The sequence below is a fragment of the Salaquimonas pukyongi genome (assembly GCF_001953055.1).
Taxonomy (GTDB): Bacteria; Pseudomonadota; Alphaproteobacteria; order Rhizobiales; family Rhizobiaceae; genus Salaquimonas; species Salaquimonas pukyongi.
In genome coordinates, this window is sequence record NZ_CP019044.1 from 2640281 (window position 1) to 2666639 (window position 26359).

General features: G+C 57.0%; 23 protein-coding genes and 1 tRNA gene. 7 read left to right on the forward strand and 17 right to left on the reverse strand.

What is annotated here, in order from left to right; all coding sequences use genetic code 11:
• Nucleotides 1-137: 137 nt before the first annotated feature.
• From cysN to BVL55_RS12660, 8 genes are all read right to left on the reverse strand, one after another.
• The gene (gene cysN / locus BVL55_RS12625) at nucleotides 138-2054 is read right to left on the reverse strand and encodes a sulfate adenylyltransferase subunit CysN (RefSeq protein ID WP_075997198.1); all 1917 of its coding nucleotides are present in this window, start codon (nucleotides 2052-2054) and stop codon (nucleotides 138-140) included.
• Nucleotides 2054-2962 (reverse strand): sulfate adenylyltransferase subunit CysD, encoded by a 909-nt coding sequence (gene cysD, locus BVL55_RS12630; protein WP_205410797.1) that lies wholly within the window; start codon nucleotides 2960-2962, stop codon nucleotides 2054-2056. The genes cysN and cysD overlap by 1 nt, the downstream gene beginning before the upstream one ends.
• 188 nt (nucleotides 2963-3150) lie before the next feature.
• Nucleotides 3151-3819 (reverse strand): ribulose-phosphate 3-epimerase, encoded by a 669-nt coding sequence (rpe, locus tag BVL55_RS12635; protein WP_075997199.1) that lies wholly within the window; start codon nucleotides 3817-3819, stop codon nucleotides 3151-3153.
• A gap of 106 nt (nucleotides 3820-3925) precedes the next feature.
• Nucleotides 3926-5050, reverse strand: coding sequence for a CaiB/BaiF CoA transferase family protein (locus BVL55_RS12640; RefSeq protein WP_075997200.1), 1125 nt, complete (start codon nucleotides 5048-5050; stop codon nucleotides 3926-3928).
• A 407-nt stretch (nucleotides 5051-5457) separates the two neighbouring features.
• Nucleotides 5458-8814: a putative Ig domain-containing protein gene (locus BVL55_RS12645; protein ID WP_075997201.1), complete on the reverse strand. Its 3357-nt coding sequence runs from the start codon at nucleotides 8812-8814 to the stop codon at nucleotides 5458-5460.
• Between the two features lie 671 nt (nucleotides 8815-9485).
• Nucleotides 9486-9562 (reverse strand) — tRNA-Met (locus BVL55_RS12650).
• A 261-nt stretch (nucleotides 9563-9823) separates the two neighbouring features.
• Nucleotides 9824-11029 carry a tRNA 2-thiouridine(34) synthase MnmA gene (gene mnmA / locus BVL55_RS12655; protein ID WP_205410798.1) on the reverse strand — a complete coding sequence of 402 codons (1206 nt, stop codon included), beginning with the start codon at nucleotides 11027-11029 and terminating at the stop codon, nucleotides 9824-9826.
• A gap of 114 nt (nucleotides 11030-11143) precedes the next feature.
• Nucleotides 11144-11485 (reverse strand): septal ring lytic transglycosylase RlpA family protein, encoded by a 342-nt coding sequence (locus BVL55_RS12660; protein WP_244530508.1) that lies wholly within the window; start codon nucleotides 11483-11485, stop codon nucleotides 11144-11146.
• 124 nt (nucleotides 11486-11609) lie between these two features.
• Between BVL55_RS12660 and BVL55_RS12665 the strand changes: the two genes are divergently transcribed.
• Nucleotides 11610-12524 carry an HTD2 family dehydratase gene (locus BVL55_RS12665; RefSeq protein ID WP_075997203.1) on the forward strand — a complete coding sequence of 305 codons (915 nt, stop codon included), beginning with the start codon at nucleotides 11610-11612 and terminating at the stop codon, nucleotides 12522-12524.
• A gap of 122 nt (nucleotides 12525-12646) precedes the next feature.
• Entirely contained in the window at nucleotides 12647-12922 is a 276-nt protein-coding gene (gene sciP / locus BVL55_RS12670; RefSeq protein WP_075997204.1) for a CtrA inhibitor SciP, read from the forward strand.
• 145 nt (nucleotides 12923-13067) lie between these two features.
• On the opposite strand, the gene BVL55_RS12675 is transcribed toward sciP, so the two are convergent.
• The 3 genes from BVL55_RS12675 to BVL55_RS12685 form a co-directional block, all read right to left on the reverse strand.
• Entirely contained in the window at nucleotides 13068-13508 is a 441-nt protein-coding gene (locus tag BVL55_RS12675) for a paraquat-inducible protein A (protein WP_075997205.1), read from the reverse strand.
• Between the two features lie 90 nt (nucleotides 13509-13598).
• Nucleotides 13599-14432, reverse strand: a complete 834-nt coding sequence (locus tag BVL55_RS12680) for a DUF2189 domain-containing protein (RefSeq protein ID WP_083649526.1) — start codon at nucleotides 14430-14432, stop codon at nucleotides 13599-13601.
• Nucleotides 14433-14606: 174 nt separating this feature from the next.
• Nucleotides 14607-14999, reverse strand: a complete 393-nt coding sequence (locus BVL55_RS12685; protein ID WP_075997206.1) for a flagellar export protein FliJ — start codon at nucleotides 14997-14999, stop codon at nucleotides 14607-14609.
• Between the two features lie 495 nt (nucleotides 15000-15494).
• Between BVL55_RS12685 and ctrA the strand changes: the two genes are divergently transcribed.
• On the forward strand, nucleotides 15495-16196 hold the full coding sequence (gene ctrA, locus BVL55_RS12690; protein ID WP_075997207.1) for a response regulator transcription factor CtrA: 702 nt from the start codon (nucleotides 15495-15497) through the stop codon (nucleotides 16194-16196).
• A 60-nt stretch (nucleotides 16197-16256) separates the two neighbouring features.
• Here ctrA and BVL55_RS12695 read toward each other — a convergent pair whose 3' ends face one another.
• Both BVL55_RS12695 and chpT read right to left on the reverse strand, forming a co-directional pair.
• Nucleotides 16257-16643: a response regulator gene (locus BVL55_RS12695; protein ID WP_075997208.1), complete on the reverse strand. Its 387-nt coding sequence runs from the start codon at nucleotides 16641-16643 to the stop codon at nucleotides 16257-16259.
• A gap of 365 nt (nucleotides 16644-17008) precedes the next feature.
• A complete protein-coding gene (chpT, locus tag BVL55_RS12705) occupies nucleotides 17009-17653 on the reverse strand; it encodes a histidine phosphotransferase ChpT (protein WP_075997210.1) in 645 nt (214 codons plus the stop codon).
• Nucleotides 17654-18046: 393 nt separating this feature from the next.
• Here chpT and BVL55_RS12710 point away from each other — a divergent pair, with 393 nt between their 5' ends.
• Both BVL55_RS12710 and BVL55_RS12715 read left to right on the forward strand, forming a co-directional pair.
• Nucleotides 18047-18685 carry a DUF1134 domain-containing protein gene (locus tag BVL55_RS12710; protein WP_083649527.1) on the forward strand — a complete coding sequence of 213 codons (639 nt, stop codon included), beginning with the start codon at nucleotides 18047-18049 and terminating at the stop codon, nucleotides 18683-18685.
• Nucleotides 18686-18891: 206 nt separating this feature from the next.
• Entirely contained in the window at nucleotides 18892-20142 is a 1251-nt protein-coding gene (locus BVL55_RS12715; protein WP_075997211.1) for a coiled-coil domain-containing protein, read from the forward strand.
• A 40-nt stretch (nucleotides 20143-20182) separates the two neighbouring features.
• Here the strand turns inward: BVL55_RS12715 and BVL55_RS16615 are convergent, their stop codons facing one another.
• The 3 genes from BVL55_RS16615 to BVL55_RS16620 form a co-directional block, all read right to left on the reverse strand.
• Nucleotides 20183-21787, reverse strand: a complete 1605-nt coding sequence (locus BVL55_RS16615) for a hypothetical protein (protein WP_156892542.1) — start codon at nucleotides 21785-21787, stop codon at nucleotides 20183-20185.
• Between the two features lie 266 nt (nucleotides 21788-22053).
• The gene (locus BVL55_RS12725) at nucleotides 22054-22362 is read right to left on the reverse strand and encodes a hypothetical protein (protein WP_075997213.1); all 309 of its coding nucleotides are present in this window, start codon (nucleotides 22360-22362) and stop codon (nucleotides 22054-22056) included.
• 408 nt (nucleotides 22363-22770) lie between these two features.
• Nucleotides 22771-22923 (reverse strand): hypothetical protein, encoded by a 153-nt coding sequence (locus BVL55_RS16620; RefSeq protein ID WP_156892543.1) that lies wholly within the window; start codon nucleotides 22921-22923, stop codon nucleotides 22771-22773.
• A gap of 310 nt (nucleotides 22924-23233) precedes the next feature.
• On the opposite strand from BVL55_RS16620, the gene BVL55_RS12730 reads away from it, so the two are divergent.
• Nucleotides 23234-24259, forward strand: coding sequence for an RluA family pseudouridine synthase (locus BVL55_RS12730; protein ID WP_075997214.1), 1026 nt, complete (start codon nucleotides 23234-23236; stop codon nucleotides 24257-24259).
• 174 nt (nucleotides 24260-24433) lie between these two features.
• Nucleotides 24434-25357 carry an RNA polymerase sigma factor RpoH gene (rpoH, locus tag BVL55_RS12735; RefSeq protein ID WP_075997215.1) on the forward strand — a complete coding sequence of 308 codons (924 nt, stop codon included), beginning with the start codon at nucleotides 24434-24436 and terminating at the stop codon, nucleotides 25355-25357.
• 53 nt (nucleotides 25358-25410) lie between these two features.
• Here rpoH and BVL55_RS12740 read toward each other — a convergent pair whose 3' ends face one another.
• Nucleotides 25411-26355 (reverse strand): ABC transporter substrate-binding protein, encoded by a 945-nt coding sequence (locus tag BVL55_RS12740; protein ID WP_075997216.1) that lies wholly within the window; start codon nucleotides 26353-26355, stop codon nucleotides 25411-25413.
• Nucleotides 26356-26359 lie beyond the last annotated feature (4 nt).

Consider the following 26359-nt stretch of genomic DNA (forward strand, 5'->3'; position numbering starts at 1 on the left):
ATATCACCGGCCACATATTCCAGCCCCTATGTTTCAGCCGCGCATATGTAAGCTATGCATATTTCGGCAATTTCCGCTTGCATGTCTATCCAAAGGCACGCCGACTGGCAACAATCGCCATATATGGTTACCGGCCCTCAAGTCAGAAATTCGTGCTTTTCAAGATAATCGAGAATGACATCGGCGGCTTCCTCCGCAGTGTTTTCGACGGTATTGACCGCAATTTCCGCATTTTTCGGCGGCTCATAAGGGGAGTCGATGCCGGTGAAGTTCTTGATCTCCCCGGCCCGCGCTTTCTTGTAGAGACCTTTGACGTCCCGCTCCTCTGCCACCTCCAGGGGCGTGTCGACAAAAACTTCCACAAATTCACCTTCGGCCATCGCCATGCGCGCCATCTGGCGCTCGGACCTGAATGGCGAGATGAAGGAAACAAGCGTGATCAGGCCCGCATCGGCCATAAGCTTTGCGACCTCCGTTACCCGGCGGATGTTCTCCACCCGGTCGGCATCGGTAAAGCCGAGATCCTTGTTGAGGCCGTGGCGAACATTGTCCCCATCGAGCAGATAGGTGTGCTTGCCCATTGCCGCCAGCTTCTTTTCAACCACATTGGCAATGGTGGACTTGCCTGAACCCGACAACCCGGTAAACCAAAGCACGGCAGGTTTCTGGGTTTTCATCTGCGCCCGTGCAGTCTTGGAGACGTCGGTGGCCTGCCAGTGAATGTTGGAGGACCGCCTGAGCGCAAACCGCAGCAGTCCCATGCCCACCGTCGCATTGGTCAGCCGGTCGATGAGAACGAAGCTGCCGGTATCCCGGTTTTCCTCGTAAGGGTCGAACACCAGCTTCTTGTCGATGGCGATGTTGCACTCGCCGATCTCGTTCAACTCCAGCTTGGTTGCCGGCAGTTTTTCGATCGTATTCACATTGATCTTGTATTTTGGCGCAGTGATCGTGGCACGCGCCGTCTGCGCGCCGCTCTTGATCGCATAGGTTCGTCCCGGCAGCATCGGCTCTTCCGACATCCACAGGATCGTTGCCTCGAACTGGTTTGCCGCCTGGGCCGGGCTTTGCGCCTCGCAGATCACATCGCCACGGGAAATGTCGATTTCATCCGACAGGCACAGTGTCACCGACTGGCCGGCAATCGCCGCTTCAAGTTCTCCGTCATGGGTAACGATGGATTTGACCGTACTTACAATCGCCGACGGCAGCGCCCTGATCTTGTCGCCAACGCGGACCGAACCGGACGAGACCTGGCCGCTGAAACCCCTGAAATCCAGATTGGGCCGGTTGACCCATTGTACCGGCATGCGGAACGGCTTTTTGATTTCCGCCGCCTGAACGGGAACGGCTTCAAGATGCGGCAGCAGTGCGGGGCCTTCATACCAGCCCATCTCGGCACTGGCCTCGACCACATTATCGCCCTTCAGGGCGGACATCGGTATCGCGGTAATATCGAATGGCGCACCCCCGCCGCTGCCCAACTGCATTGCAAATGCCTTGTAGTCACCGACAATGCCGTCAAACACATCCTTGCTGTAATCAACCATGTCCATCTTGTTGACCGCCAGCACCACATTGGAAATACCCAGCAGCGAGACGATGTAGGAATGACGCCGGGTCTGGGTCAGTACGCCTTTGCGCGCATCGATCAGGATGACGGCAAGGTCTGCCGTTGAGGCCCCCGTTGCCATGTTTCTGGTATATTGCTCATGGCCCGGCGTGTCGGCGACAATGAACTTGCGCTTGTCGGTTGAAAAATACCGGTAGGCGACATCGATGGTGATGCCCTGTTCGCGCTCCGATGCCAGTCCGTCCACCAGCAAGGCGAAATCCATCGCATCGCCCTGGGTACCCATTTTCTTCGAGTCGCTTTCAAGCGCCGTCAACTGGTCCTCGAAGATCATCTTTGATTCATACAGCATGCGGCCGATCAGCGTCGACTTTCCATCGTCAACGCTTCCGCAGGTAATAAAGCGCAGCAGGGTCTTTTCCTCATGCGCCTTCAGATAGGCCTCGATATCGCTGGCGATCAAATCAGACTTGTGGGCCATCAGAAGTAGCCCTCCTGCTTCTTCTTTTCCATCGAAGCAGCCTGGTCATGATCGATTACCCGACCCTGGCGTTCAGAGGTGGTCGTCAGCAGCATTTCCTGGATGATCTCGGTAAGTGTTTGCGCTTCGCTCTCGATCGCTCCCGTCAGCGGGTAGCAGCCGAGCGTGCGGAAGCGCACCTTCTTCATCTGCGGTTTCTCGCCGGGCTTGAGGGGCATGCGCTCGTCATCGACCATGATCAGCGTGCCGTCACGCTCGACCACCGGCCGCTCGGCGGAAAAATAGAGCGGTACCAGCGGGATTTTCTCCAGGTGGATGTACTGCCAGATGTCGAGCTCGGTCCAGTTCGACAAGGGAAAGACGCGGATCGATTCTCCCGGCGCCTTGCGCGTGTTGTAGATCTTCCACAATTCCGGCCGCTGGTTTTTCGGGTCCCAGCGATGGTCTGCACTGCGGAAGGAGAAAATGCGTTCCTTGGCGCGGGATTTTTCCTCGTCCCGCCGGGCGCCGCCAAAGGCAACATCGAATTTGTGCTTGTCCAGCGCCTGCTTCAGCGCCTCGGTCTTCATGACATCGGTGTGGGTCGCCGAGCCGTGGCTGAAGGGGCCGATGCCCTGTTTTACGCCATCCTCATTGATGTGAACGATCAGCTTCAGGCCAAGCCTTGCCACGATATCGTCCCTGAAGTGGATCATCTCCTTGAATTTCCAGGTCGTATCCACATGCAAAAGCGGGAATGGAGGCTTGCCGGGATAAAACGCCTTCATGGCAAGATGCAGCATGACGGCGCTGTCCTTGCCGATCGAATAAAGCATGACGGGATTTTCAGCCTCCGCCACCACTTCCCGCATGATGTGGATGCTCTCCGCTTCAAGTTTCTGCAGATGGGTCAGACGGTGGAATGACATGTTAAAAAGGCGGGAAACCTGAAAGGGATAACGGGGACGGTTTTGTCCTGCAGCAATATGGCGTCACCAGCCGCAATGCAAGAAATCGGCGTTTCCCGCAAGCTTCATTTGGAACAAGGTGGTTCTTCGCAACGCCGCGGCAGTAAAACGGTTTTCCGTCAACCCGCCCAAATGGCCCGTCTGCAGACTTATCCACCAGCCGCTTTGCGGATAGCCGAGATATTTGCGCGATAGGCATCCCTGGTTCCACCCTTGAAGACGGCAGAACCGGCGACCAGCACATCTGCCCCCGCCTTTGCCACCAAGGGCGCGGTATCCGGAGTAACCCCGCCATCGATTTCAATGTGAATGGGACGCTCACCCACCATCGCCTTGATACGGGAAACCTTGTTCACCACGGACGGAATGAATTTCTGCCCGCCAAAGCCGGGATTGACAGTCATCAGCAGGATAAGGTCGAGCCGGTCGAGGACGTATTCGATAACGCTTTCGGGTGTCGACGGGTTGAGCGACACACCTGCCTTTTTGCCAAGGTCGCGGATTGCCTGCAGGGAACGGTCGAGATGCTTCGTTGCTTCGGCGTGCACGGTAATGATGTCACAGCCCGCATCGGCAAAGGCGGAAAGAAAGGGATCGGCCGGTTCGATCATCAAATGACAGTCGAAGACCTTGTCCGTCCTGTCACGCACCGCCTTGATCACCGGCGGGCCAAACGTGATGTTGGGCACGAAATGACCGTCCATCACGTCGATGTGGATCCAGTCGGCACCGGCTTCGACCACGTCCTCGATTTCTTCGCCAAGGCGCGAAAAGTCCGACGACAGAATGGAAGGAGCGATAAGGGTGGACATTGACATACTCCGATATCGGTGGCGCCAGCAGTGCCGGAAGGATTGCCGCACCGCTTAAATCACGTTCACCCATTGTGCAAGCAGGGACGGCTCGCCAATGCCTGCATGGTCCTCAGCCTGAAGTCTTGCCGGTCAGGGTGTCGATTTCAGTACCCGACAGCCCTGCTTCCTGAAGCACTGTAGCCGTATCGGCACCAGGCATTGCCGCATCTGCGGGTTCGCGCGCCGGTGTCCTTGAAAATCTGGGCGAAGGAGCAGCCTGCACAACGCCGCCAGGGTCTGCAAAGACACAGCGCGCCATGTTGTGGGGGTGGCCGGGCGCCTCACTGGCCGTCAGCACCGGCGCGACACAGGCATCGCTGCCGTCAAAAAGCGCTGACCATTCATCCCGGGTCCGGGTTTTAAACAGCGCTTCGTATCGGGCATGTTTCTCAGGCCACGTGGCGGCATCATATTGCGAGGCGCAATCGCTTGCCTCAACGCCTGCGATGCGTACGAATTCAGCGAAGAATTGCGGTTCCAGCGCCCCCAGTGACACATGCTTGCCGTCGCTCGTTTCATAGCAGCGATAGAACGGCGCCCCGCCATCAAGCAGATTGGACTGGCGTTCCTCCCGCCACTGGCCGTGATGTATCATTGTTTGAATGAGCCCGGTCAGCAGCGGCGCACAATCCGACATCGCCACATCAATCACCTGGCCTTTCTTTGAGCTCCCCCGCTCATGAAGCGCTGCCAGCACGCCGAACAGCAGGAACATCGTGCCGCCGGCATAATCGGCGGCCAGGTTGAGCGGCGGGATGGGCGGCCTGTCCTTCAGTCCGATGGCAGCCAGCACACCGGTAATCGACAGGTAATTGATGTCGTGCCCGGCCGTGTGGGCCAGCGGCCCGTCCTGTCCCCAGCCGGTCATCCGCCCGTAGATCAGGCCCGGATTGCGGCCATGGCACTCCTGCGGCCCCAGTCCCAGCCGCTCCATCACGCCGGGCCTGAACCCCTCGATCAGAATGTCAGCATCGGCGATGATCTTCAGCAGCGCTTCGACGGCCTCGGGCTGTTTGAGATCGAGCGCAACCGAGCGCTTCGAACGGCGGTTTATGTCGGCTGAATCCCCCTTGCTGCCCTTGCGGTCGACAACAATGACATCGGCTCCCATGTCGGCAAGCAACTGGCCGGCCAGGGGACAAGGTCCCAGCCCTGCCATTTCGATGATCTTCAACCCTGCGAGCGGTCCCGCCATGCCGTGCTCCCGAAATTGATCCACCCGGCCTTATCTGCCTGCACAAAGGCGGCATGGCAACCGGGCGAAACTGACATGGAGGGCGAATGCCGAAGCTGAGCAGCGCCAGAATAACCAAACGGGGCGTTAATGACCTGAAACCCGGAAACACGATCTGGGTCAGCCAGACCCAGGGTTTGGGGTAAGGGCAACTGGAAATTTGAAATCCTGTTTCCTGAAGCCCTGTCTTTCCTCCATGATGGCGCCATGGGCACCTTCAAGACACTGAAAAAACGCTCGATTGCACTTGGCCCTCCTGTCACTGTTCTGGTCGGCCCGGACGGCTGCATCCCCGGCAGGTGAACAGCCCGGCTGAATGAACGCGTGAGGACACGAAACCGCTGATCAGGGCTGCAACCGGATCGTGATTACAGATCGAAATCCGCAAGCACGATCGTCGTATCGTTGAACTGGAGATTTTCGAAGTCATAGAGAATGTCGTGATCTCCCCCGTCCGTCCAGACAACCACGCCTAGCGTATCTTGGGTTGCATCAAAGCCGTAATCTGCGGAATTGCCATCGATAACAAATGTATCGTCCGCACTCTGGCCGGTCAGAAACTGGGTGACGCCGGGAACATCGGAATAGACATTGCCGGTTTGAACCAGCGGAATCGTAATGTCGTTGAAGCGGATTGCTTCGAAATTGGTCAGGATATCGTGGCTTCCAGCCCCCCAAACGACTATCCCCGTGCCGTCCTGGGTGGTGTCCCAGCCAAACCCGGCGGCAGGAGCATCGATTACGAAAATGTCGTTTTCCGTGGTGCCCGTTAGATATTGGGTCACACCGGGCACGTTCTGATACAGGGTCTCGCCGGTCCCGGCGCCAACTGTCAGTACGAAGTCGTCACTGGCCGCAAGTCCACCGCTATCCGTTGCGGTTACCCGGATATCGACCGCTCCCGTGTCCCCAGCGCCCGGAGTTCCCGAAAACGCGCCGGTTGCCGGGTTGAAACTCAGCCAAGCGGGGAGGGCGCTGCCATCGGCCTGACTTGCTGACAGTGTCAGACTTGCATCATCAGCATCGGTGAATGTGCCTGCCGGCAGCAAGAAGGAATAGGCGCTGCCTTCCTGTGCGGATTGATCGGCAACCGGACTTGCCACGACCGGAGCATCGTTCACCGCGGTGGTTGTCAGATCGAAATTGTCGCTTGCAAAAAGTCCGCCGGGATCTGTTGCGGTTACGCGCAGATTTTCCGTACCCACTTCGGGATCATCCGGTGTGCCCGACAGGGTGCGGCTGGCCGCGTCGAACGAGAGCCACGCCGCAAGTGCACTTCCGTCCGCGTTGGTTACCGAATAGGTGAGCGCATCACCATTGGGATCGCTGAACGTGTTGGCGGGAATCGTATAGCTGAACGGGGCCTCTTCGGTCGTGGTCAGATCGGCAATCGGATTATCCAATACCGGCGCGTCCGGCTCCGGCTCGCCTTCAAGCACAGTGATCAGGAAACTGTCGCTGGAAGTCTGGCCGATGGAGTCCGTTGCGCTCACGGTTACGATCAGCATCCCGGCATCGCCATTGGTTGGTGAACCGGTAAAGGTTCCTGTTTGCGGATCGAAACCCAGCCAGCCCGGCAACGCGCTGCCGTCCCATTGCGTTGCTGAACGTGTGAATGCATCATCATCGACAAACATGTCTGCTGGCAACGCATAGGTGAATGCTTCACCGCCCGTCGCAATCTGTCGTACTGCGGGATTGGTCAGCACCGGGGCTGAATTCGGCTCGGCCACCTGAAGCTGGAACACGTCAGCGGCACTAAGGCCCTCAGGATCGAAAGCCGCAACCGAGATGGCGAAACTTCCCTGATCGGCCAATCCCGGCGTACCGGAAAATGCGCCCGTCGTGCCATCGAAGGAAAGCCAGGCCGGCAGTGCCGAACCGTCGCTCAGTGCCGCTGTGTATTGAAGCGTGTCGCTATCGGGGTCGACAAAGGCATTTGCCGGAACCTGAAAGCCGAAATCATCACCAGTGGTGGCAATCTGCGCTTCAATCGGATTTGTAACGAAGGGCGCTGAGTTTGCCGGATTTGGATCGACAATCTCAATACGATCGACGGAACCGGAATAATGCACGCCATACATGTAACCGTCCGGCCCCTGAACGAAATTGACGTAGAAATCGCTTGGACCCAGGGTTGTGACATAGTTCAATTGGGTACGGTCATTGATATCGACGGAAAACAGATCTCTGTCGACAATATCCAGGAAGAAATAATCGTCCTCAAACAGGTTCGGGTACTGGTCTCCGGTGTAAACGCTGCTCGAGCCTACGATTGCATCCATGGAGTAACCCGGATCCGCTTCCAGATGCGAGAAAGCACGATATGCAGCGGTGATGTCGATATCGTCACTATCCACCGCCGTGTAGAAGGCTGCCGCGTTCGGCAGGTTTTCGTAAACCGGTGTTCTTTCGAGAATGCCGCTGTCGCCGCCCTCAAAGTACGGCCATCCGAAATTCGCTCCTGCCGCTCCCTGGTTGATCTCCTCGGAAGAAAACCACCCGGTCTCGCTGATGAACAGGCGGCCATCTTCAGCAAAGGTGATCACATAGGGATTACGCAATCCCATCTGGAAGACTTTTGAGGAATTAAGTGACAGATCATCGCCTGGCTGCACGAACGGATTGTCCGCCAGGCCGTCGCCGGTAAGCGGATCCACCCGCAGAATTTTTCCTGCCAGTGCATCAACCGATTGCACCGAATCCGCACGCGCGTCGGCGAAGTCAAAGGACACGCCATCCCCGGTGGAAATGTACAATGCGCCATCGGGGCCAAACGCCAGGGCACCGCCCGCATGGGACTGGCTATCCACCTTGATGTAGTCCTGCTTGTATTCGCCGGTCACCGGGTCCACATCGGATGCCGGTTCGTTCTCATGTTGAACTTGGGTGTAATTCAACGCGCCATTGCCGGCGATATCGGACAAGGATTGCCCAGCGCCACCGACCAGAATTGTCTTGGTGGTTTCGTCAATGACCGGCTGGGCGCCGCTGGTGTCCATTTCGTAGCGGACCACATGGGCGTACCGGTTACCCGATCCGTTCAGCCCGGCATTTCCGCTCGCGCCATCGCTCTCCGGCGGATCGACTACGTGAAACAGATAGATGTAGGGATTGTTGTCGAAGTCGGGATGAATGGCGATATCCATCAATCCGCGATCGGCATTGTGATTGGTCTGTAGCGAAATATCCAGCAGGGTCGCCTCAACCGATCCGGTCTGGGTATCGACCAGCTTGATCCGTCCCCCTTGCTCTGCAACCAGTGCCTGATTTGCGCTACCAGGCAGCCACTCCATGTTCAACGGACTGGACAGGTCGGTGACAATGCTTTGGGTAGTCACATCGAAATCGCTGACCTGTGGCGGGTCGACGGGGTCGGTGACGGGGTTTTCGTCGTCCAGTATCCGGATATTTGCGGTTCGCGGAAACAGCAGCGCGCCGCTTGATACGCTGATCAGGGAGAAATTGAAATTCTCTGTTGGCTCCGAAAGCGCATCATCGACAATGGAAACAACGATGGTTGCCTGGTTCACTCCGGCTGGTATCGTTACCGATCCATCGGCATCGAGAAAATCGAGTGCCTGGGACGCGCTATCGGGATTGGTCGCATACTGTACAGTGACCGGCCCGCTCAAATCGCCGGTGCGCTCAATGGTAACGGTTAGCGTACCTTCCTGTTCATTGACTGCATATGAACTGGAACCTAGAAATATCGATCCGGTCATCTTCCACTCCCACTTGCCTGAACTCCTCTTGCTCCATGCCGCCCATAATTCCCCAAAGCCTTTCTGTGGCGTGGAATTAAAAAGAACAATTCGGTACAGCTTAGAAGAACAGATGCAGATTGTAGACAAGCAATGCTGGTATCACTCGCGTAATCTATTATTTACCTTAATTATTGAGGTTTACCGGAACAATACCGCCATGAATTCAACGATGGATAATTGACGATAATCTGCGCAATGGGGTGTCATGGCTGGCTGGAAAAGAGCGAAATTTTGCAATCAGCCCTCCTTGATCGCGTGTTGGCGCGTGGCGGATGCACATTGTCTTGTCGGCCGTCGCGACGGTCTCACCATATTTGCCGGTGACTTCGACCAGCCAAAATGGGGCGCGTCCTATGTCCGGTCCAGGCGGCCAGCCGTAACTCAACACCAGCTTCCCAAGCTTACAACATAAAATATGTAAGCCACAAAGCAGGCCGAGAGCTTCAGGGAAGCGTTCCTGGAACGTGTGTGAGGCTGCAGACCGCCAGCATTTGATGGCCATGCGGCGCCTTCAGGCGTTAGAAATCCTGATTTTTTGTGCCAAAGCTATCGCCGATCTGTGCCAAAGGCGCCGCCGCGCCACACTGACACGGATTTGTCCGTAAAATCAATGGCTTATTTGGGGGGATTGGTAGCGGAGGAGAGATTCGAACTCCCGACACAAGGATTATGATTCCTCTGCTCTAACCTACTGAGCTACTCCGCCATCAGGCCGTTTGATCCGGAAACCGGCACCCTGAACATCGGGCCCAAAACACTGGCCCCAAACACTGGCACCGATAACCTGCGGAAAGCACAGGGTTACGAAAGCCACATGTCCGGATGGGTGCGCGGGCAAAGCCCGGCAAACGCCCGCGCATATAAAAAACCGCCCCCTGCCCTGTCAAGCGTTTCAACACTTCGCGAAGCAGACCATTTCTCTTTTCTGAAGACCGTTTCGGGGACAAGCAGAAGCTTTGGATACGGATCAACCCGCCACCCGGGCGCCCTGCGCCTCGCCGGTCAGCGCCTGTAGCTGGCGCTCTGCCTCCTGCGCCCGTTCGGAACGGCGGATGAACCCGCCACCAAGGACACGGCCATTCGGATTGTCGTCTTCATAGAAAACACAGGCCTGACCCGGCGCAACGCCGGTTTCGCCCTCGCAAAGATCGACCGCCACCACGCCGTCGCCAACATGCAGCCGGGCCTCTGCCGGCGGCCGGGTCGAACGCACCTTGGCAAAGATCGGCAAGCCATCTTCAGGGATTGCAGAAAGCGGGCCATCGCCAAGCCAGTTGACGTCGCGCAGTTCCAGCCGCCAGGTGGACAGCGCTTCCCGCGGGCCGACCACAACGCGTTTGGTTTCGCGGTCGAGATGGATCACATAGAGCGGTTCTCCGGCGGCAATGCCAATGCCGCGCCGCTGGCCGACGGTATAATGAATGATCCCGTCATGGCGGCCAAGCACCCTCCCATCGAGATGGACGATATCGCCCGCCTCGCTCGCTTCCGGCTGAAGCTTCGCGATGATGTCGGAATATTTGCCCTTCGGAACGAAGCAGATGTCCTGGCTGTCCGGCTTGTCGGCGATGGTCAGGCCCAGTCCGCGGGCGATCTCCCGCGTTTCGGCCTTCGGCAGACCACCCAGCGGAAAGCGCAGGTAATCAACCTGCTCCTGGGTAGTGGCAAACAGGAAATAGCTCTGGTCGCGGCTTTCATCGGCCGGCCGGTACAGGGCGCGCCGTCCGGTTTCAGGATCGATCAGCCGCGAGTCGATATAATGACCGGTCGCAAGCGCCGCCGCGCCCAGATCCCTAGCCGTTGCCAGCAGGTCGGCAAACTTGACCGTCTGGTTGCAGGCGATGCAGGGCACCGGCGTCTCGCCATCGATATAGGATTTTGCAAACGGGTCGATCACCGCTTCCTTGAAGCGCTGTTCATAGTCGAGCACATAATGGGGAATGCCGAGCGTTTCAGCGACCCGCTTGGCATCGTGAATGTCCTGTCCGGCACAGCACGCACCCTTGCGGTGCACCGCTTCGCCATGGTCGTAAAGCTGCAGGGTCATGCCGACGACATCATAGCCCTGGCGGGCAAGAATGCCGGCAACAACGGAAGAATCCACGCCGCCCGACATGGCAACAACCACGCGGGTATCTTCCGGCCGTCCTGGCAGATCAAGTGAGTTCAGCATCGGTTTCGTCCAGATCATGCGCAGTTAAAGGCCGCACCGTCCAACATCAGGCCTGATATAGGGCTTTGCTATCCGATTGTAAAACACTGCCTTGCTGGTAGCGGGAACGGTAAATCAGCTCACCGGCTGCACGCAGACCGGCGCATGACCTGAACGGATCATGCCAAGTTTGCCGGCTGCCGCCCTGGAGACATCGACAATGCGCCCCTTCACAAACGGTCCCCGGTCGTTGATCCGCACAATGACGCTGCGGCCATTGCGCTGATTGGTGACCTTGAGCTTCGTACCGAAGCGGTAGCTGGGATGGGCTGCCGTCATCGCCGACGGGTTCATCATTTCCCCTGAGGCTGTCTTTGAGTGGAGTGCATACCAGCTTGCCCGGCCGCAAGCTGCTGCAGCATTGGCCTGGGAAAGTGCTGGTGAAAGCATGGAAAGGACAATCATCCCCGCAGCCATCAGGCCGCCTGTCATCAACAAACGCATTTTTGCCCCTTTAACTACGCCTGAAGATTAACGTGTGCGGCCCGCAAGCCTTGTACCGCCAAACGTGGCTGATTTATGGTTGCCGCAGCAAGGCACCATGAAAGGCTGGGACATGCCGGAATACGCCAGCCATATCGGCAAAACGAAAACCGTCAGCGACATTCTGTTGCCAAACCGCATCGACCATTTGGCCTCGACGCTGCGCGGGCTTCAAACCGACCGGTCCCCATCCGCGCTGTTTCACGCTGCAGGTTCCGGTGCAATCTGCCCCAATGGCTGGCCCAATGGCTGGCATTGGTGCTTTTTCAATGAAGCCCCGGAAGCCGATGCGCTGGGACGCGACGGACATGAAGCGCCAGGCACTTTCATCCCTGAACTGCCGTTGAAGCGGCGCATGTGGGCATCGGGAAAGCTTGAATTTGCAGCGAGACCCGTTGCAGGCAAGCCGGCCGAAAAAAGAACTGTGATCGAGGCCATCGAGGAAAAGCATGGCAAAACCGGCCCGCTCATTTTCGTCACCCTCAGACACGACGTTCATCAGGATGGCACAGTGCTTGTGTGCGAAACACAGACCCTCGTCTATCGAGAAGAAGCATCCGGACAGAAGAAGCCCGCACAGCAAGCATCAATTCCGCCGGTTTCAGAAAACACTAAGCCGGCACGTGAAATACGGCCCGATCCTGTCATGCTTTTCCGGTATTCAGCACTGACACTTAATGGCCACCGCATCCATTACGACGCTGATTATGCCCGCGATGTCGAGGGATATGGGGGCATCATCTTTCACGCCCCGCTGACGGCAACCCTGTTGATGGGGCTGGCGGCGCATCACGCACCCGGCGCCCTGCGGTCATTCGAATTCCGCGCGCTCAATACCATCGAGGGATTGGAGCCTTTCTCGATTGGCCCGACACATCACCACGAAGGCGGCATTGATCTGGCTGCTACCCTTCCCGGCGGGCGGGTCGCAATGGAAGCAAGGGCCGTCTTTGCGCCGGGCAAGACAGTATGAAGTCCTGCTGATTGTAAACCTTTCTTACCCAATTCTAACCAAGCCATTAGCTGAAATTTAAATCTGTCGTGGCAGGATCACGGCAGGAATTGGTCTTTTTGTAGTGAGTAGTGAGTAATTCGATGACCGATCAGGTTAGACCCAGGGTGAAATACGTAATCGGGCCGGATGGAAGTCCGCTGACGATTGCCGATCTTCCCCCCACCAATACGCGCCGCTGGGTTATCCGGCGCAAGGCGGAAGTGGTGGCAGCCGTTCGCGGTGGCCTGTTGTCGCTTGAGGAGGCTTGTGAGCGCTATACGCTGACGGTCGAAGAGTTCCTCAATTGGCAGGCTTCCCTTGACGATCATGGCCTGGCCGGATTGAGAACGACGCGCATTCAGGATTACCGCCACTAAAAGAATAGCTCCACAACACTGCTGAAAAGAAGGATGGGGGTCGTCTTTTCTGCAGGTTACGGAGCGGGCGAAAGGGTCTTTCAGCAAAAGCTGGAAGACCTTTTCTGCATTTTGGCAGGTGATTCTTCCAGGCAACTTTTCAGATTCAGCGTTTACCGCCAGCGCTTTGCGTTTCAAAACTGGCAACCGCAAGCAGGATGGCGGACAGCGCATAAAACCAGATTCCCGGCTGGGAGATTGCGGTGGCAAGTCCGCTGGTCTTCGCCGCAAAAATCACGATTGCCACCAGCAGAACGTCCATCATCGACCATTTTGACAGCATTCCGGCCCAGTTCGGCAAGGCATTGCCATTGATCGCCGCACGGAAGGCGATCGCCATTTTGACAACCGGAAAGCAAAGGGAAAACAGCCCGACGATGACCGCCAGAAACAGGCTGCCCTCCTGCCACAGCCCGTAAACGAGGCCCAGAAGCGACGGCGTTTCGGAAAAAAGCCAGAGCTTTTCAAACCGCACCAGCGGCAGTGAAATCCCCAAACCGAAGAAGATCGCCGCCGCAAGCAGCAGATAGGGCCGCACCCTCATCATCGATTACATCTGCTCCAACTTTCTGCATGCACACCGCCACCGGGCACATTCGCCCACAGGCAGTGATACATTCACAATCCCGGCCGTCCCTTATTTGGTAGCCTTGATTGCCCGCCGGTAAAGATGCCAGGTCGCATGCCCCAAAACCGGCAGTACCACAATCAGTCCGACAAATGCCGGAATCATGGAGGCCAGCATCAGTGCCGCGATCACAAGTCCCCAGCCGAGCATGACCACCGGACTTTGAAATACTGTTTTGACGGAAAGGACCATGGCGGACACGAAATCGATCTGCCGGTCGAGCAAAAGCGGCATGGAGATCACCGTAACGGTAAACAGCACGCTGGCCCAAAAGGCGCCAACCACAGTACCAACGCCCAAAAACAGCCACCCATTGGTGGTCGTGGCAACAACTTCGACAAACCGGTCAAACGTGGAAAAGGATTGCGATTGCAGAAATATCGCCAGCAAAAGCCGCGCCTGATACAGCCAGAACCAGAAAACGAACAGGGTGACAAAGGCCATCCACCCCATTTCCCGGTTTCGCTGAGCCCAGATTACGGTGAACACATCACGCCAGCCGAATTTCTCGCCGCGCTCCAGCCGTCTCGAAATATCGTAAAGTCCTGCGGCAGCGAACGGCGCGACAAGTGGAAACCCGACGGCCAGCGGCAGAATGAGCCACACCCGGTCGAGCCATAACAGCCCTGCCAGAAAGGCCAAGCCGAAAAGACAGTAGAAAAGTCCGAAGAAACCGCTCAACAGCGGCCGGCGGACAAAATCGCGCCACCCGGCAGCAACCGAGTACCCGATGTCAGCGATTTCCAGCCGCTGACTTTGAAGCGCCTGCGGCGGTGGCCGGCGCCCCTCGGCTTGATTGGCTGAACCGCTTTTGGCGGCAGCTTTGCTTTTTGCAGAAGCCATGAAACATCCTCCCTAGTGCGGACATGGCAAGTTGGTTCAAGCTTCCTCCGCCGTGGACATTGAAGCATTTTGTGCTTCATTACAACATCCCGCCGCCAGCGAGGACGAAGCACAAAAAAGGGCGGCTAAAAGCCGCCCTTGTACCGATTTGCACCCATTGGTGAATTCAAGCCATCAGCCGATCATCATGCGCCGCTCGATCTGGTCTTCGACGACAGGATCAACTGCCTCTGCGCCACCGCCTCGCGCTTCCTTCAGCTCTGCCTTGCGCAATTCTTCCTCCGCCTCCTTGAGCGCCTCCTCCGCCGGGCTGCGCTTTTCCTTCAATTCGCGAATCGAGGTTTCCAGGTTCTCCACCCGGCTTCTGGCTGCCTTGGCAAAGGTCGGATAGGCAAAGTGCGAAACATCGGTGATGCCGGCTTTCTTTTCCTCGACATCGATCTGAGCCTGCAGATCGGCGGCCATGCGCTCGAACTCGGCCAGCATCATGTCGATCTGGGCAAGCTGGCGTGTCTTTTCCTGCACCTGGAAATGCTTCAATCGAAGCAGGTTGTCGCGCGATTTCATACTCAGTACTCCTTGAAATCCCCTCAAACTGCCCTGACCGGTACAAAACACCACCGGCTGGCACTATGTTTGCTGCCCCACAGCCCGCAATACGGACTACTGTGCAATCACGGCTCGTTCCATCTTCGATAACGGATCGTTTACCCGCTCCTTTAAGCATAAACCGCTTCTCTTAAGAGCCGGTAAACCCGCCCGAAAACACACTCCAAAAACCTGTGAAAAAGATTCGTTTTTGCTTGATCTTCTGGAAAACTGTCACTGAAGCAATTTGTTAAGGTGTCTTGTTAATTTCTGAACATAATATTTTTTCATTAAAAATCAGTCGGTTAAGAATTATTTCTGGAGTCAGGCTTTTGCTCTTGCGCTAAAGAATCACATTTTGTTAACCATTTGCCATCAGTATTCTGAAACCAATTCAGATGCGTACGGTGTTTCGGCGACGAGGCAATGATTGGAACACCGGATGGATGCGGCCATTAAAGAAGGGGATCCAGAATGCGAGTTCTGCTGATTGAGGATGACAGCGCTACGGCTCAGAGCATTGAGCTGATGCTTAAATCCGAAAGTTTCAACGTGTACACCACCGATCTCGGTGAAGAGGGCGTCGATCTCGGCAAGCTATATGACTACGACATCATATTGCTGGATCTCAACCTGCCGGACATGTCCGGTTACGAGGTGCTTCGCACACTCCGTCTTTCCAAGGTAAAGACACCCATTCTGATTCTTTCCGGCCTCGCCGGCATTGAAGACAAGGTCCGCGGACTGGGCTTTGGCGCCGACGATTACATGACCAAGCCCTTCCACAAGGACGAGCTGGTCGCCCGCATTCATGCCATCGTACGCCGCTCGAAAGGCCACGCCCAGTCTGTGATCACCACCGGTGACCTGGTCGTCAACCTGGATGCGAAGACCGTGGAAGTTGCCGGCACCCGGGTGCATCTCACCGGCAAGGAATACCAGATGCTGGAGCTTCTTTCCCTCCGCAAGGGAACGACGCTCACCAAGGAAATGTTCCTCAACCATCTTTATGGCGGCATGGATGAGCCCGAACTGAAGATCATTGACGTGTTCATCTGCAAGCTGCGCAAGAAACTTGCAGCAGCGGCAGGCGGCCTCAACTACATCGAAACGGTATGGGGCCGCGGCTATGTGCTGCGCGAGCCCGAAACCAGCGAAATGGCCGAAGCTGTCTGACAACTGCAAAAGCAATCGAAAAAAAACCCGCCGTAACGGCGGGTTTTTTTTGCTCAGATTCTATGCTGCCACCGGTGGCTCTTCAAGCAGGCCCACTTCACCGAACTTCTTTGCAATCATCTGCCGGTTAAACGGCTTCAGCAGAAATCCGCCGGCCCCGGCCCGCTTTGCCCGGGTCAACAACGGTACGTTCACCTCGCTGGTACAAAACAGTATTTTCAGCTTGTCCGCCTTGGGATAGGCGCCAAGCCACTGAACCAGCTCAAGGCCGTCCATTCCCGGCATGTCCCAATCGATCAGAATGCCGTCCGGCATGTTGTCGGCGCACATCGCCTGGGCCTGGAGACCGTCGGCAGCCTCAACCACAACAAAACCGAGGTCCTCGATAATCCGCTTGGCAACTTTGCGGATGACCGGGGAATCGTCGGCAATCATGAAAATCTTCATTGCATTCTTCCTTGACCTATACTCGGCAGCGGCTTCCCGCCCGCGCATTTCTGCAGTGCCAGGTGGGGCACATCCTATCGAAGGTGGAAAAAGATTCGGTAAACGGGCTTGCCGGCACCGCTGAACCGGACGATCAGCATGCTTTAGCGTTAACGGGCAGTAAAGACGCAGCAGCGCTTCGGGGCAGCCTCCAGTGTGACAAAATACACATCACAATCTTCTTCCGTTTCGTAAGAACGGCAAGAAACTGGAGATTGCGGGAGGCCTGAGGATAATAACGCCCCAGAACATCCGATGACCATAACGCAATGGCGGCCGTCAGCCCTTCGGGGCTGGCGGCTTTGCTTTTTTTAACGGGCTTTTCTTCAGCCTGCCTTGGCTTCGAACACCACATTTTCGCCGTCCAGACTGGCGCTGACTTCCATGCCCTCGCTTTGGGCAAGTTTCAGCGTGTAGAGCGGCTGAACGCCATGGGCATCGAGCGGTTCGTCATGGGAACCGTTCAACAGGTCGAGGAATACCGGCGGCACGCGGGCATTGGTACCGTTTGCGACAACCTTGAAGCTCGGCTTGCCGTTCGGGTCTTCAAAACTCGCGGAAATCTTGCCGCCGCGGGGAATCGCATGCAAGGCAACCAGCAGCAGGTTAAGCAACAGCTTCACCTTGTTCTTGCGCATCAGCGCCCGCTCACCTGACCATTCCAGTTCGGTCTTTTTTTCATTGGCGAAATATCCCTGGGCAACGGCCTGGGCATCGCCGGTATCGATGTCGGCACCGGCTGAACCTGCCGCTCCAAAGGCGATACGCGCAAACTGCAGTTTGGACGAGGCGTTGGTGGCCGAGGAACGGATCAGCCCCATTGCGATCTCCTTGGTTTCGGCATCGCTGTCATCATCCAGCAGTTCAAGCCCGTTGGCGATCGCTCCGACCGGCGAAATGATGTCATGGCACACGCGGCTGCACAAAAGTGCGGCAAGATCCATTGCGGATATGTCTGGCAAGGCTGGCATTGGTTTCCCCGTCTTGTTGCCCTGTTACGGGCAGGCCCCATTGATCGGCAATCCGGCTTGGCAGCTCAACCCGGAGGAGGCTGCAACAGCGCCATTGATGGCAATCACCGGTTCCTTCCCCAGGTTCCGGCCATTGTCCTGCATTCAAAACCGCAGCATCCGTGCGAGGCCGCCCCGAATCACATGTTGAATGCTGACCTAGGGTTACACAATGAACCGGCTGCGTTAAAGCATCTCAACACCGCCACCCACGCCGAAATCCCGCAAACAGGCCTTCGGCCGTCAAACTTCATTGCTTTGCCACATTTGATTCACCTTCTGGCAAGCAATTGCGTTCATAGTTTTTTCACCAAACCGCAATGCACACCCCTTCAACGCGGGAAGGAGTTTTTCATGTCAGAACTTATCTGGAATGCGCCGGGCTCGGGAAATGCCGCCACAGCACCCCTCGGCCGCAGGATTCTCGGTTTCATCCTGCAGGTTGCGTTTTTCGTGGCTGTATTTTCCGTCTTGCTGGCAAATGCCAAACCGGCCAACGCCCAGGCCAGCCAGCACTACTCGGCACAGGAGATCGTTGACGCCGGCCATAATTTCTTCGGCAAGACCTCCGGTGCACTTGCCTCCGCCATTGAGCGCACTTTCGCCGAACGCGGCATGCCCAACGGCTATATTCTCGGTGAAGAGGCTGGCGGCGCCTTTATCGGCGGACTGCGCTATGGCGAAGGCGTGCTCTACACAAAGAATGCCGGCGACCACAAGGTGTTCTGGCAGGGACCCTCGATTGGCTGGGACTATGGCATTGACGGTAACCGTACCATGATGCTGGTCTATAACCTGCCCGATGTGCCGACCCTTTACCGGCGCTATTTCGGCGTTTCGGGTTCCGCCTATCTGGTTGGCGGCGTCGGGGTTACTGCCCTGACCAATCGTGGCGTACACCTGGTTCCGATCCGCACCGGTCTTGGGGTGCGCCTTGGCGCCAATGTCGGCTATCTGAAGCTTTCCACCCGGCCGATGATCAACCCTTTCTGAGGGAACACACGCTGAAAACCTTTAAAGAGGCCTGCGGGCCTCTTTTTTTGTTGCCGTTCGGCGCTTGTTTTCCGGTCCTCCTGCGGGCTTGGGAATTAACCCAAAAACGTCATTTTTGAGGGTTAACGATGGCTTAACGTGGAAAGCGGCGGGCATTCATGTCATCATGATCGAAGTTCCCGCGTAACCGTTTAAGGGCTGCACACGTGTTTGAAGGTGTCCTCTATTTCATTCTCGGCTTTCTGGCCTCTGCGCTGATCGCGCTCATGATTTCCCCCGCCATCTGGAACCGGGCCGTGGTGCTGACCAAACGGCGCATCGAAAGTTCGGTTCCCCTCACCCTCAACGAGGTGCAGGCTGACAAGGACCAGTTGCGTGCTGAATTTGCCATGAGCACGCGGCGCCTCGAAATGTCCATTGAGGAACTGCAGGACAAGGCAGACCGGCAGGTCATCGAAATCAACCGCAAGCGGGACGAACTGGCAAAGCTCGCCGAGGAAAGCCGCGCAAAGATCCGCATGGTGGAAGAACTGGAATCGCGCAGCGCCGATTTGCGCAACAAACTCAACCAGCGTGAGGAGCAGCTGAGCCGGACGGCCGAAGAACTGGAACAGACCCGTGCAAAGCTCGACGCCAAGGCGCATGAGTTCGAGGAAATGCAGCGCAAGTTCCACGATGCCAAGGCAGAAGCCGACTCCCGCCGCATCGAACTGGTCGCCAAACAGACCAATCTTGATGAGTTTTCCGACAAGGCCAGCTCTGTGGAAGCCGAGAAGGCACAGCTGCAAGAGGAAGCCGATGCCCTGCGCGCCGGCATTGCCAGGCTCGAAAGCGAGATCGCATCGGCCGAAAAACGCTATCGCGACACCGAGGACCGGCTGGCCCGCGCCAGCAAACTCAACAAGGAATTGGAGGACCGCCTTCAAAGCACCGAGCGCAACGTCCAGCAGCTGCGCTCCTCCTCCCAATCCGAAGACGATTCCAGCAACGAACTGACCCGCATGCTGATGGAAGAACGCAAGAAGGCCACGAGACTGGAGGCCGACCTTGCCAAGGCTACCCTGCGCATGGAAGCGCTCCTGTCGGACGCTTCCAATGAAAACGTCTCAAAGGCAATGACCGTCCTCAACAAGGAAAAGACCGAATTGCGCAAACAGCTCAAGGCTGCCACCAGGGAGCGCGACGCGCTCGAAAAGCGCGTGTCGGACGCCAACCTGAAAGACAGCGCCGAGTGGGAGAACGAACGCAAGGAAAATGCCGTTCTGCGCGAGCGCATCAACGACCTTGCAGCCCAGGTGACCGCCATGACGGCAGCCATGGAAGGCGAGGAGTCGCCGATCCACGACATTCTCAAACGCGCCGAAAAGGAAGGACACAAGAGCGGGGACGAAGGCAACACCCTGGCCGACCGCGTCCGCGCCCTGCAGGAAACCGCCCGCCTCAAGCAGGCCAATTAGGGTCGTATCAGCAAATTTGGGCCAGGAAGCCCAATTGGAGTCAGGCAGCCATCAGCTTGAAATCGGCAAAGGCCGCATCAGCTGCCGTCAGCTTTCCGTCACCGTTACTATCGAAAACGCTGCGGATCGCCTCAAGATCGCCTTGTGCCGTCGGGTCCCATTCGGTGAAAATGAACTGACGGCTTTCGATGATGGTATTGTGACCGTCTGGGTCATAGAACAGCACCGCATCGCCCGCACCCGCCCAGGCGGTGCGGTTCTGCAAACCGTCATTGTCGGTATCCACAAAGACCGTGGACTGCGTAAGCTCCGTGATCGATATCCCGTCGCCATCGAGATCGAGCAGGACGGGCACTGACATTGCGCCCCGGCCTCCCATACTGGTATCCGAATAGCCCGCATTGGCTTCGGCAGCGCTCCTTTCGCTTGTGCCGCCTCGGGCGGAACCATTGCCCTCGCCACCGCGACTGGAAACGGCGTCTCTTATCGCGGCTTCAACCCGAACGACATCCTTGATGTCACTGGAATTCAGTCCGCTATTGTAGGCAGCCCTCTTCGCATCTTTAACGGTCCCGCCTCTTGCGATGGCATCCCTGGCAGCATCAAAGCCACTCCGGGTGGAACCGTCCGGCTCTACAATACCCGTAAAACCATATGTCGTGGGAGTGATGCCATAGTTCACATAGTTGATATACCAGCCATCAATCAGAGGGGCAGGAGTGAGATCCACGACCTTCTGCTCTGGGCCATTGACATCGATGTCCCTACGCGCAGCATCAACCTGCGTCGATGAAATGCCATATCTCTTGGCACTGTCTTTGACCCTGTCCGGTCCGGAAACTGAGATCGGCGAAGGGGCTGACACCGCTTCAGGCGTGACGGTTTTCCCGCCGGGCGATGTTCCCCGTCCAGGACCAACCGATGAATCATAGTCCTTGCCGCGCTCGCCGATGGGAGAACCATAGCCATCTGGGTCCTGACCGACTTTAGCGGACCCGATATTTGAATCGATTACTTTTCCACCGGGCAAATTTCCCCGGCCCGGGTTGACAGCGGGGCTGTCATATCCCCAGTTTACCGGGTCGGCTCCACGAGGGTCGTAACCGTAATGCTTGTCGAATCCGTGAATGGTTTCGACCCCTTGAACCGGGGAGAACCCTTCCCGAAATATTCCTTTTGGGTCGGCGTCTACTGAGTAGTACTTGCCAGCATTCGGATTTGCACCAGGAGAAAAGTCAAAATCAGCATTGAATTCTACATAAGCATTATAGTCTGTGGTCCCAACACCTGTTCTCACCCCGACTTCGCCCTCAGTTGAGATGCTGCCGCCGACCAATACACCCGCAGTTCCGTGTGTAAAAACGTCTACTTTAATTCCAGGTTTTTTTGAGCTAACACCGTGAAGAGGGTCAGCAGAAAACAGTTTCGTCGGATCGGCTACAAAGCCGGTCAGTTCTATGTTCCTCGCCAAAGGCACCTTCTCAAGAGCAGTGCCAACCATTGGTAATGCACTAGCGGTCACAGTCAGCGTCGCAGTTGCTTTGCCCGAAATAACCCCGTATTCAGTTCTAGTTGTCGTGCCCGGGATTGTACCCGGAGATTTAAATCCAAAACTTATGTCGAAGGATTTTACAGAAAGCGTCATTTGAACCCCATCATTTTTTCATACGCTTATTATTTTTATTGATTTTCGCTCAACTTTTTTTTATGCCAATGTTGATTAACATAACCACTATCAAGGCAACCCAAAATATATAAATATCAAAAGAGTAATTATTGTTATAAAAATAAGAGATTAATATTAACGAGCAACATAATAATATAAAAAACCACATGCCTAATGTCTTCAAATTCATCAAGAAATTTCCTTCACAGCAGCGCATCTAATGGTTATTAAGTCACTTATATGTTTTACGCCACATACCCGCCTCCGATTGCTGTTGCGCCTGCCTTGGCGAGCAGGCGGCCGGTGGTTCGGGTGTTGAACCCACCTTCTTTGGTGCCCGTCGTCACATGGATCAGTACCTGATCAGCGCCGCGGGTCTTGGCCCAGGCCTTCAGCGCCTTTAACAGCCGCAGGAAGGTCTTGGCCTGGCGCATCTTGTCGCCCATTGTCGCGCTTTTGGGGGTTGCGCCCTTGCCCGGATCGAGCACAGCCTCCCGGTCGATGGCGATTACATGACAGGTCGCCATCAGACCCATTTTGGACAACCCCAGCATCCCGTTCACCCTCCTGCCAGCCCCTGCCAATCATCACACCGTCATCGCCGCTGCTGCGCCGGGAAAGTGCTCGCAAACCGATACTAGAGCGTGTCCGGCTTAAATGGAATCGTTTGAGCGCCGGGAGTTTGGTCTTCGGCAAGGAGGAAAATGCGGCGCAGTGCAGGCACTGTCAGTATTTTCCGGCGCTGCCCGAAGGGCAAGGAACAAGGTTCAAACGATTGCAGAAAACCCGGTACATTCATGATGTTAAGTGCCCGGCTGTGGTGTCTTTTGCGTTCTGGCTTCGCCGAAATCCTCGCAAGGTGGCAAGGCACCGCGCTGCGGTGTTCTCCTTGCCGGAAACGAAAAATCCATCCATGCAAACTGCTTTAATTTAAACCGGACACGCTCTAGTAAATTGAAGCCTTAGCGCAACCGCAGCTTGCCGGCCACCTGCCGGGTGGAAAGGTCGAAGAACCACACCTCCGCCCCGCCATCGGAAAGCTGCAGGTGCAGCACGGCCCGCCCGCCGGTCTCGGAGACCGAGACAAGCCTTGCGCCGTCGGGAATGTCCACCATGGCGTCGAAACCCGGCTCGATGGGGACTGCCCCCCCGCCACCGCATGCTGCCCAAGCTCCGATCCCCCGGTTTGCCCGCCATCCTCCTCGCCATAGCCACCGAGCTTGTAGACAACCGCACCGAGGACCGCCATAAGCGCTACGATGTTGATGCCCATGAAGATTGCGCCGACACGCGCCAGCTTGCGCCGCACCCGCTCCGTTGCCGGATCGAGCGGTTTTTCCTCATCGTTGAATTCCGGCTGTGCGTTCATGGATGGTCTGCCTTGCCAGTTGCGGCCCGCATCTGCTGCCATGGAAGTAAAGTGCGATGTCTGGTAGCGCAGACGACCCGGAAATAAAAGCCTTCACCGTGGAGGAGAGCGAGGCCGGCGGCCGGCTCGATGCCTGGCTTGCAGGCCGGATGCCGCCGCACGTCTCGCGCAACCGCGTCGCGGCGCTGATCCGCGACGGCATGGTCATGTTCAGGGAAAGGCCCTCCACGGCGGGCAAGAAAAAGGTGGCAGCCGGTGAAACCTATGCGGTGCTTGTCCCTCCGCCCGAGCCGGCAGCCCCCCGGCCCCAGAAGATCACCCTCGACATTCTTCATGAGGATGATCACCTCATCGTCGTCAACAAACCGGTGGGCATGGTGGTGCATCCGGGCATCGGCAATCCGGACGGCACGCTGGTCAACGCCTTGCTGCACCATTGCGGCAGTTCGCTTGCCGGCATTGGCGGCGTCAAGCGCCCCGGCATCGTTCACCGCCTCGACAAGGACACCTCGGGCGTCATGGTCGCAGCCAAGACCGAGGAAGCAATGGCGGGCCTTGCCGCGCAATTTGCCGATCACGGCAGGAGCGGACCGCTGGAGCGTGCCTATCTTGCCCTGGTCTGGGACATTCCCGCTTCAAACGCCGGAACGGTCGACGCGCCGCTTGGCCGCGCGCCCAACAACCGGACAAAGCGCGCCATTGTCGAAGCGGCAACCCCCGGCGCCCGCCATGCCGTCACCCACTACAAGGTGCTGGAGACGTTTATTCGAAAAGCAGACGACCGTCCCCTCGCCGCCCTGCTTGAATGCCGCCTCGAAACGGGCCGCACCCATCAGATACGGGTGCACATGGCCCATCTTGGCCACCCGCTTGTCGGCGACCCGGTATATGGCAAGCATTTTGCCACCAAGGCAGATGCGCTGCCAGAACCGGCGAAAACGGTGGTAAAGGCGTTTGGCCGCCAGGCGCTGCACGCTGCCGTCCTCGGCTTCGAACACCCGGCAACCGGCAAACACCTGCGCTTTGAAGCCCCGGCTCCGGACGATTTTCGCTCCCTTAAAAACGCTTTGAAAACCATATAACCAATTGCTATAAAACGATATTTTCTGACGGTTACAATTTCTTTATCGTTTATTACCGAAATTTCATGAAACCGCCGCAACTTTTCCTATATAAAGACATTACGGACGGTGAATTTCACGTCCGTACGGCTTGCCGGAACGGGAGCCGGAACAACAAGACGGAGGGTGCAATCCATGGCCCAGGCCACAACCACAACCTTGCCCAGCGTCGCTTCCGGCGATAGCGGGCTTTCACGCTACATGCAGGAAATTCGCAAGTTCCCCATGCTGGAACCCGACGAAGAGTACATGCTTGCCAAACGTTATCACGAATATGACGACCCGGAGGCTGCCCACAAGCTGGTGACCAGCCATCTGCGCCTCGTTGCCAAGATCGCCATGGGCTATCGCGGCTACGGCCTGCCCATCGGCGAGGTCGTTTCCGAAGGCAATGTCGGGCTGATGCAGGCCGTCAAGAAGTTTGATCCCGAACGCGGTTTCCGCCTCGCCACCTATGCCATGTGGTGGATCAAGGCGTCGATCCAGGAATACGTGCTGCGCTCCTGGAGCCTGGTCAAAATGGGCACGACCGCCAACCAGAAGCGGCTGTTCTTCAACTTGCGCAAGGCCAAAAGCAAAATCCAGGCGCTGGATGATGGCGACCTCAATCCCGATCAGGTCAAGCAGATCGCCACACAGCTAAGCGTCAGCGAAGAAGAGGTGGTTTCCATGAACCGCCGTCTTGGCGGCGATGCCTCCCTCAACGCCCCAATCAAGGCAAGCGAGGGCGAAAGCGGCGAATGGCAGGACTGGCTGGTCGATGATACCGAAAATGCCGAGCAAATCCTCGTCAAGCAGGACGAGCTGGAAGCCCGGCGCGACATGCTTGCCGATGCGCTCGATGTGCTGACCGACCGCGAAAAGCGCATCTTTCTTGCCCGCCGGCTTGAGGAAAATCCGATTACGCTGGAGGAATTGTCCGGCGAGTTCGATATCTCAAGGGAACGCGTACGCCAGATCGAGGTCCGCGCTTTCGAGAAAGTGCAGAAGGCGATGAAGCAGGCAGCCCGCGACATGGCGGACGAAAACCGCGTGGCGCTGGAAAACCACGCCGGCTGACCGCCACCTGAATGTTATGAAAGCCCGGCCCACCAGCCGGGCTTTTTTGCGCTTTATTGAGCGGGTGCAAGCTCTATTGCCAGCTTCTCCACTGCCACGGTTTTCTTGACCAGCCCCGATGCTTTCATGAAACGCCCAAACCGCGCATAGCGCGCCGCATCGAGCGCAGCCGGCCGCTTGGCAAGCCGGGGCAACGTGTCTGCCCAGGCACGGCGGTTAAGCTCATTGTCGAGATCGGGATGGGCCTTGATGAACAATGCCCATGCTTCGCCTGGATGGTTGGTAAGCCAAAGCGTTGCTTCTTCGACAACATCGAGAAACTGCCGCAGACGATTGTCCGACACCCGGTCCTTGTGGGCAACCAGGATCAGTTCATCATAAACGGGGACACCGTTTTCCTCCGGATAAAACGCCTTTCCCGGATGGCCTTCGATATCGAGCTGGTTGAGTTCGAAATTGCGGAAGGCGCCGATCACTGCATCCACATTTCCGGTAATCAGCGAGGGGGAAAGCGCAAAGTTGATGTTGACCAGTTTGACATCGTCAAGGGACAGGCCGGCGGTTTTCAGCATGGCGCCCAGCACCGCATCCTCAAACCCACCGACGGAAAAGCCGACCGTCTTGCCTTTCAGATCGGCGATGGCGTCAATGCCGGACGACTGCAGCACGACCAGCGAGTTGAGCGGCGTCTCAGCAAGCGTGCCGACGCGTAGCAGCGGCAGTCCCTCATCGACCTGCACATGCAGTTGCGGCTGATAGGAAATCGCAAGATCAGCCTGACCGGCGGCAACCAGGCGCGGCGGCGCGCTCGGATCGGCAGGCGGGACCAGTTCCACGTCAAGGCCGGCTTCGTCGAACATGCCTCTTTGTTTTGCCACAACGAGCGCCGCATGATCGGGATTAACGAACCAGTCAAGCAGGACGGTTAGCTTGTCTGCCGCATGTGCAGGCAGCGATGCACTGACCAGAGCCAGTGAGAGAACCAGCATTCTCAACATTCAA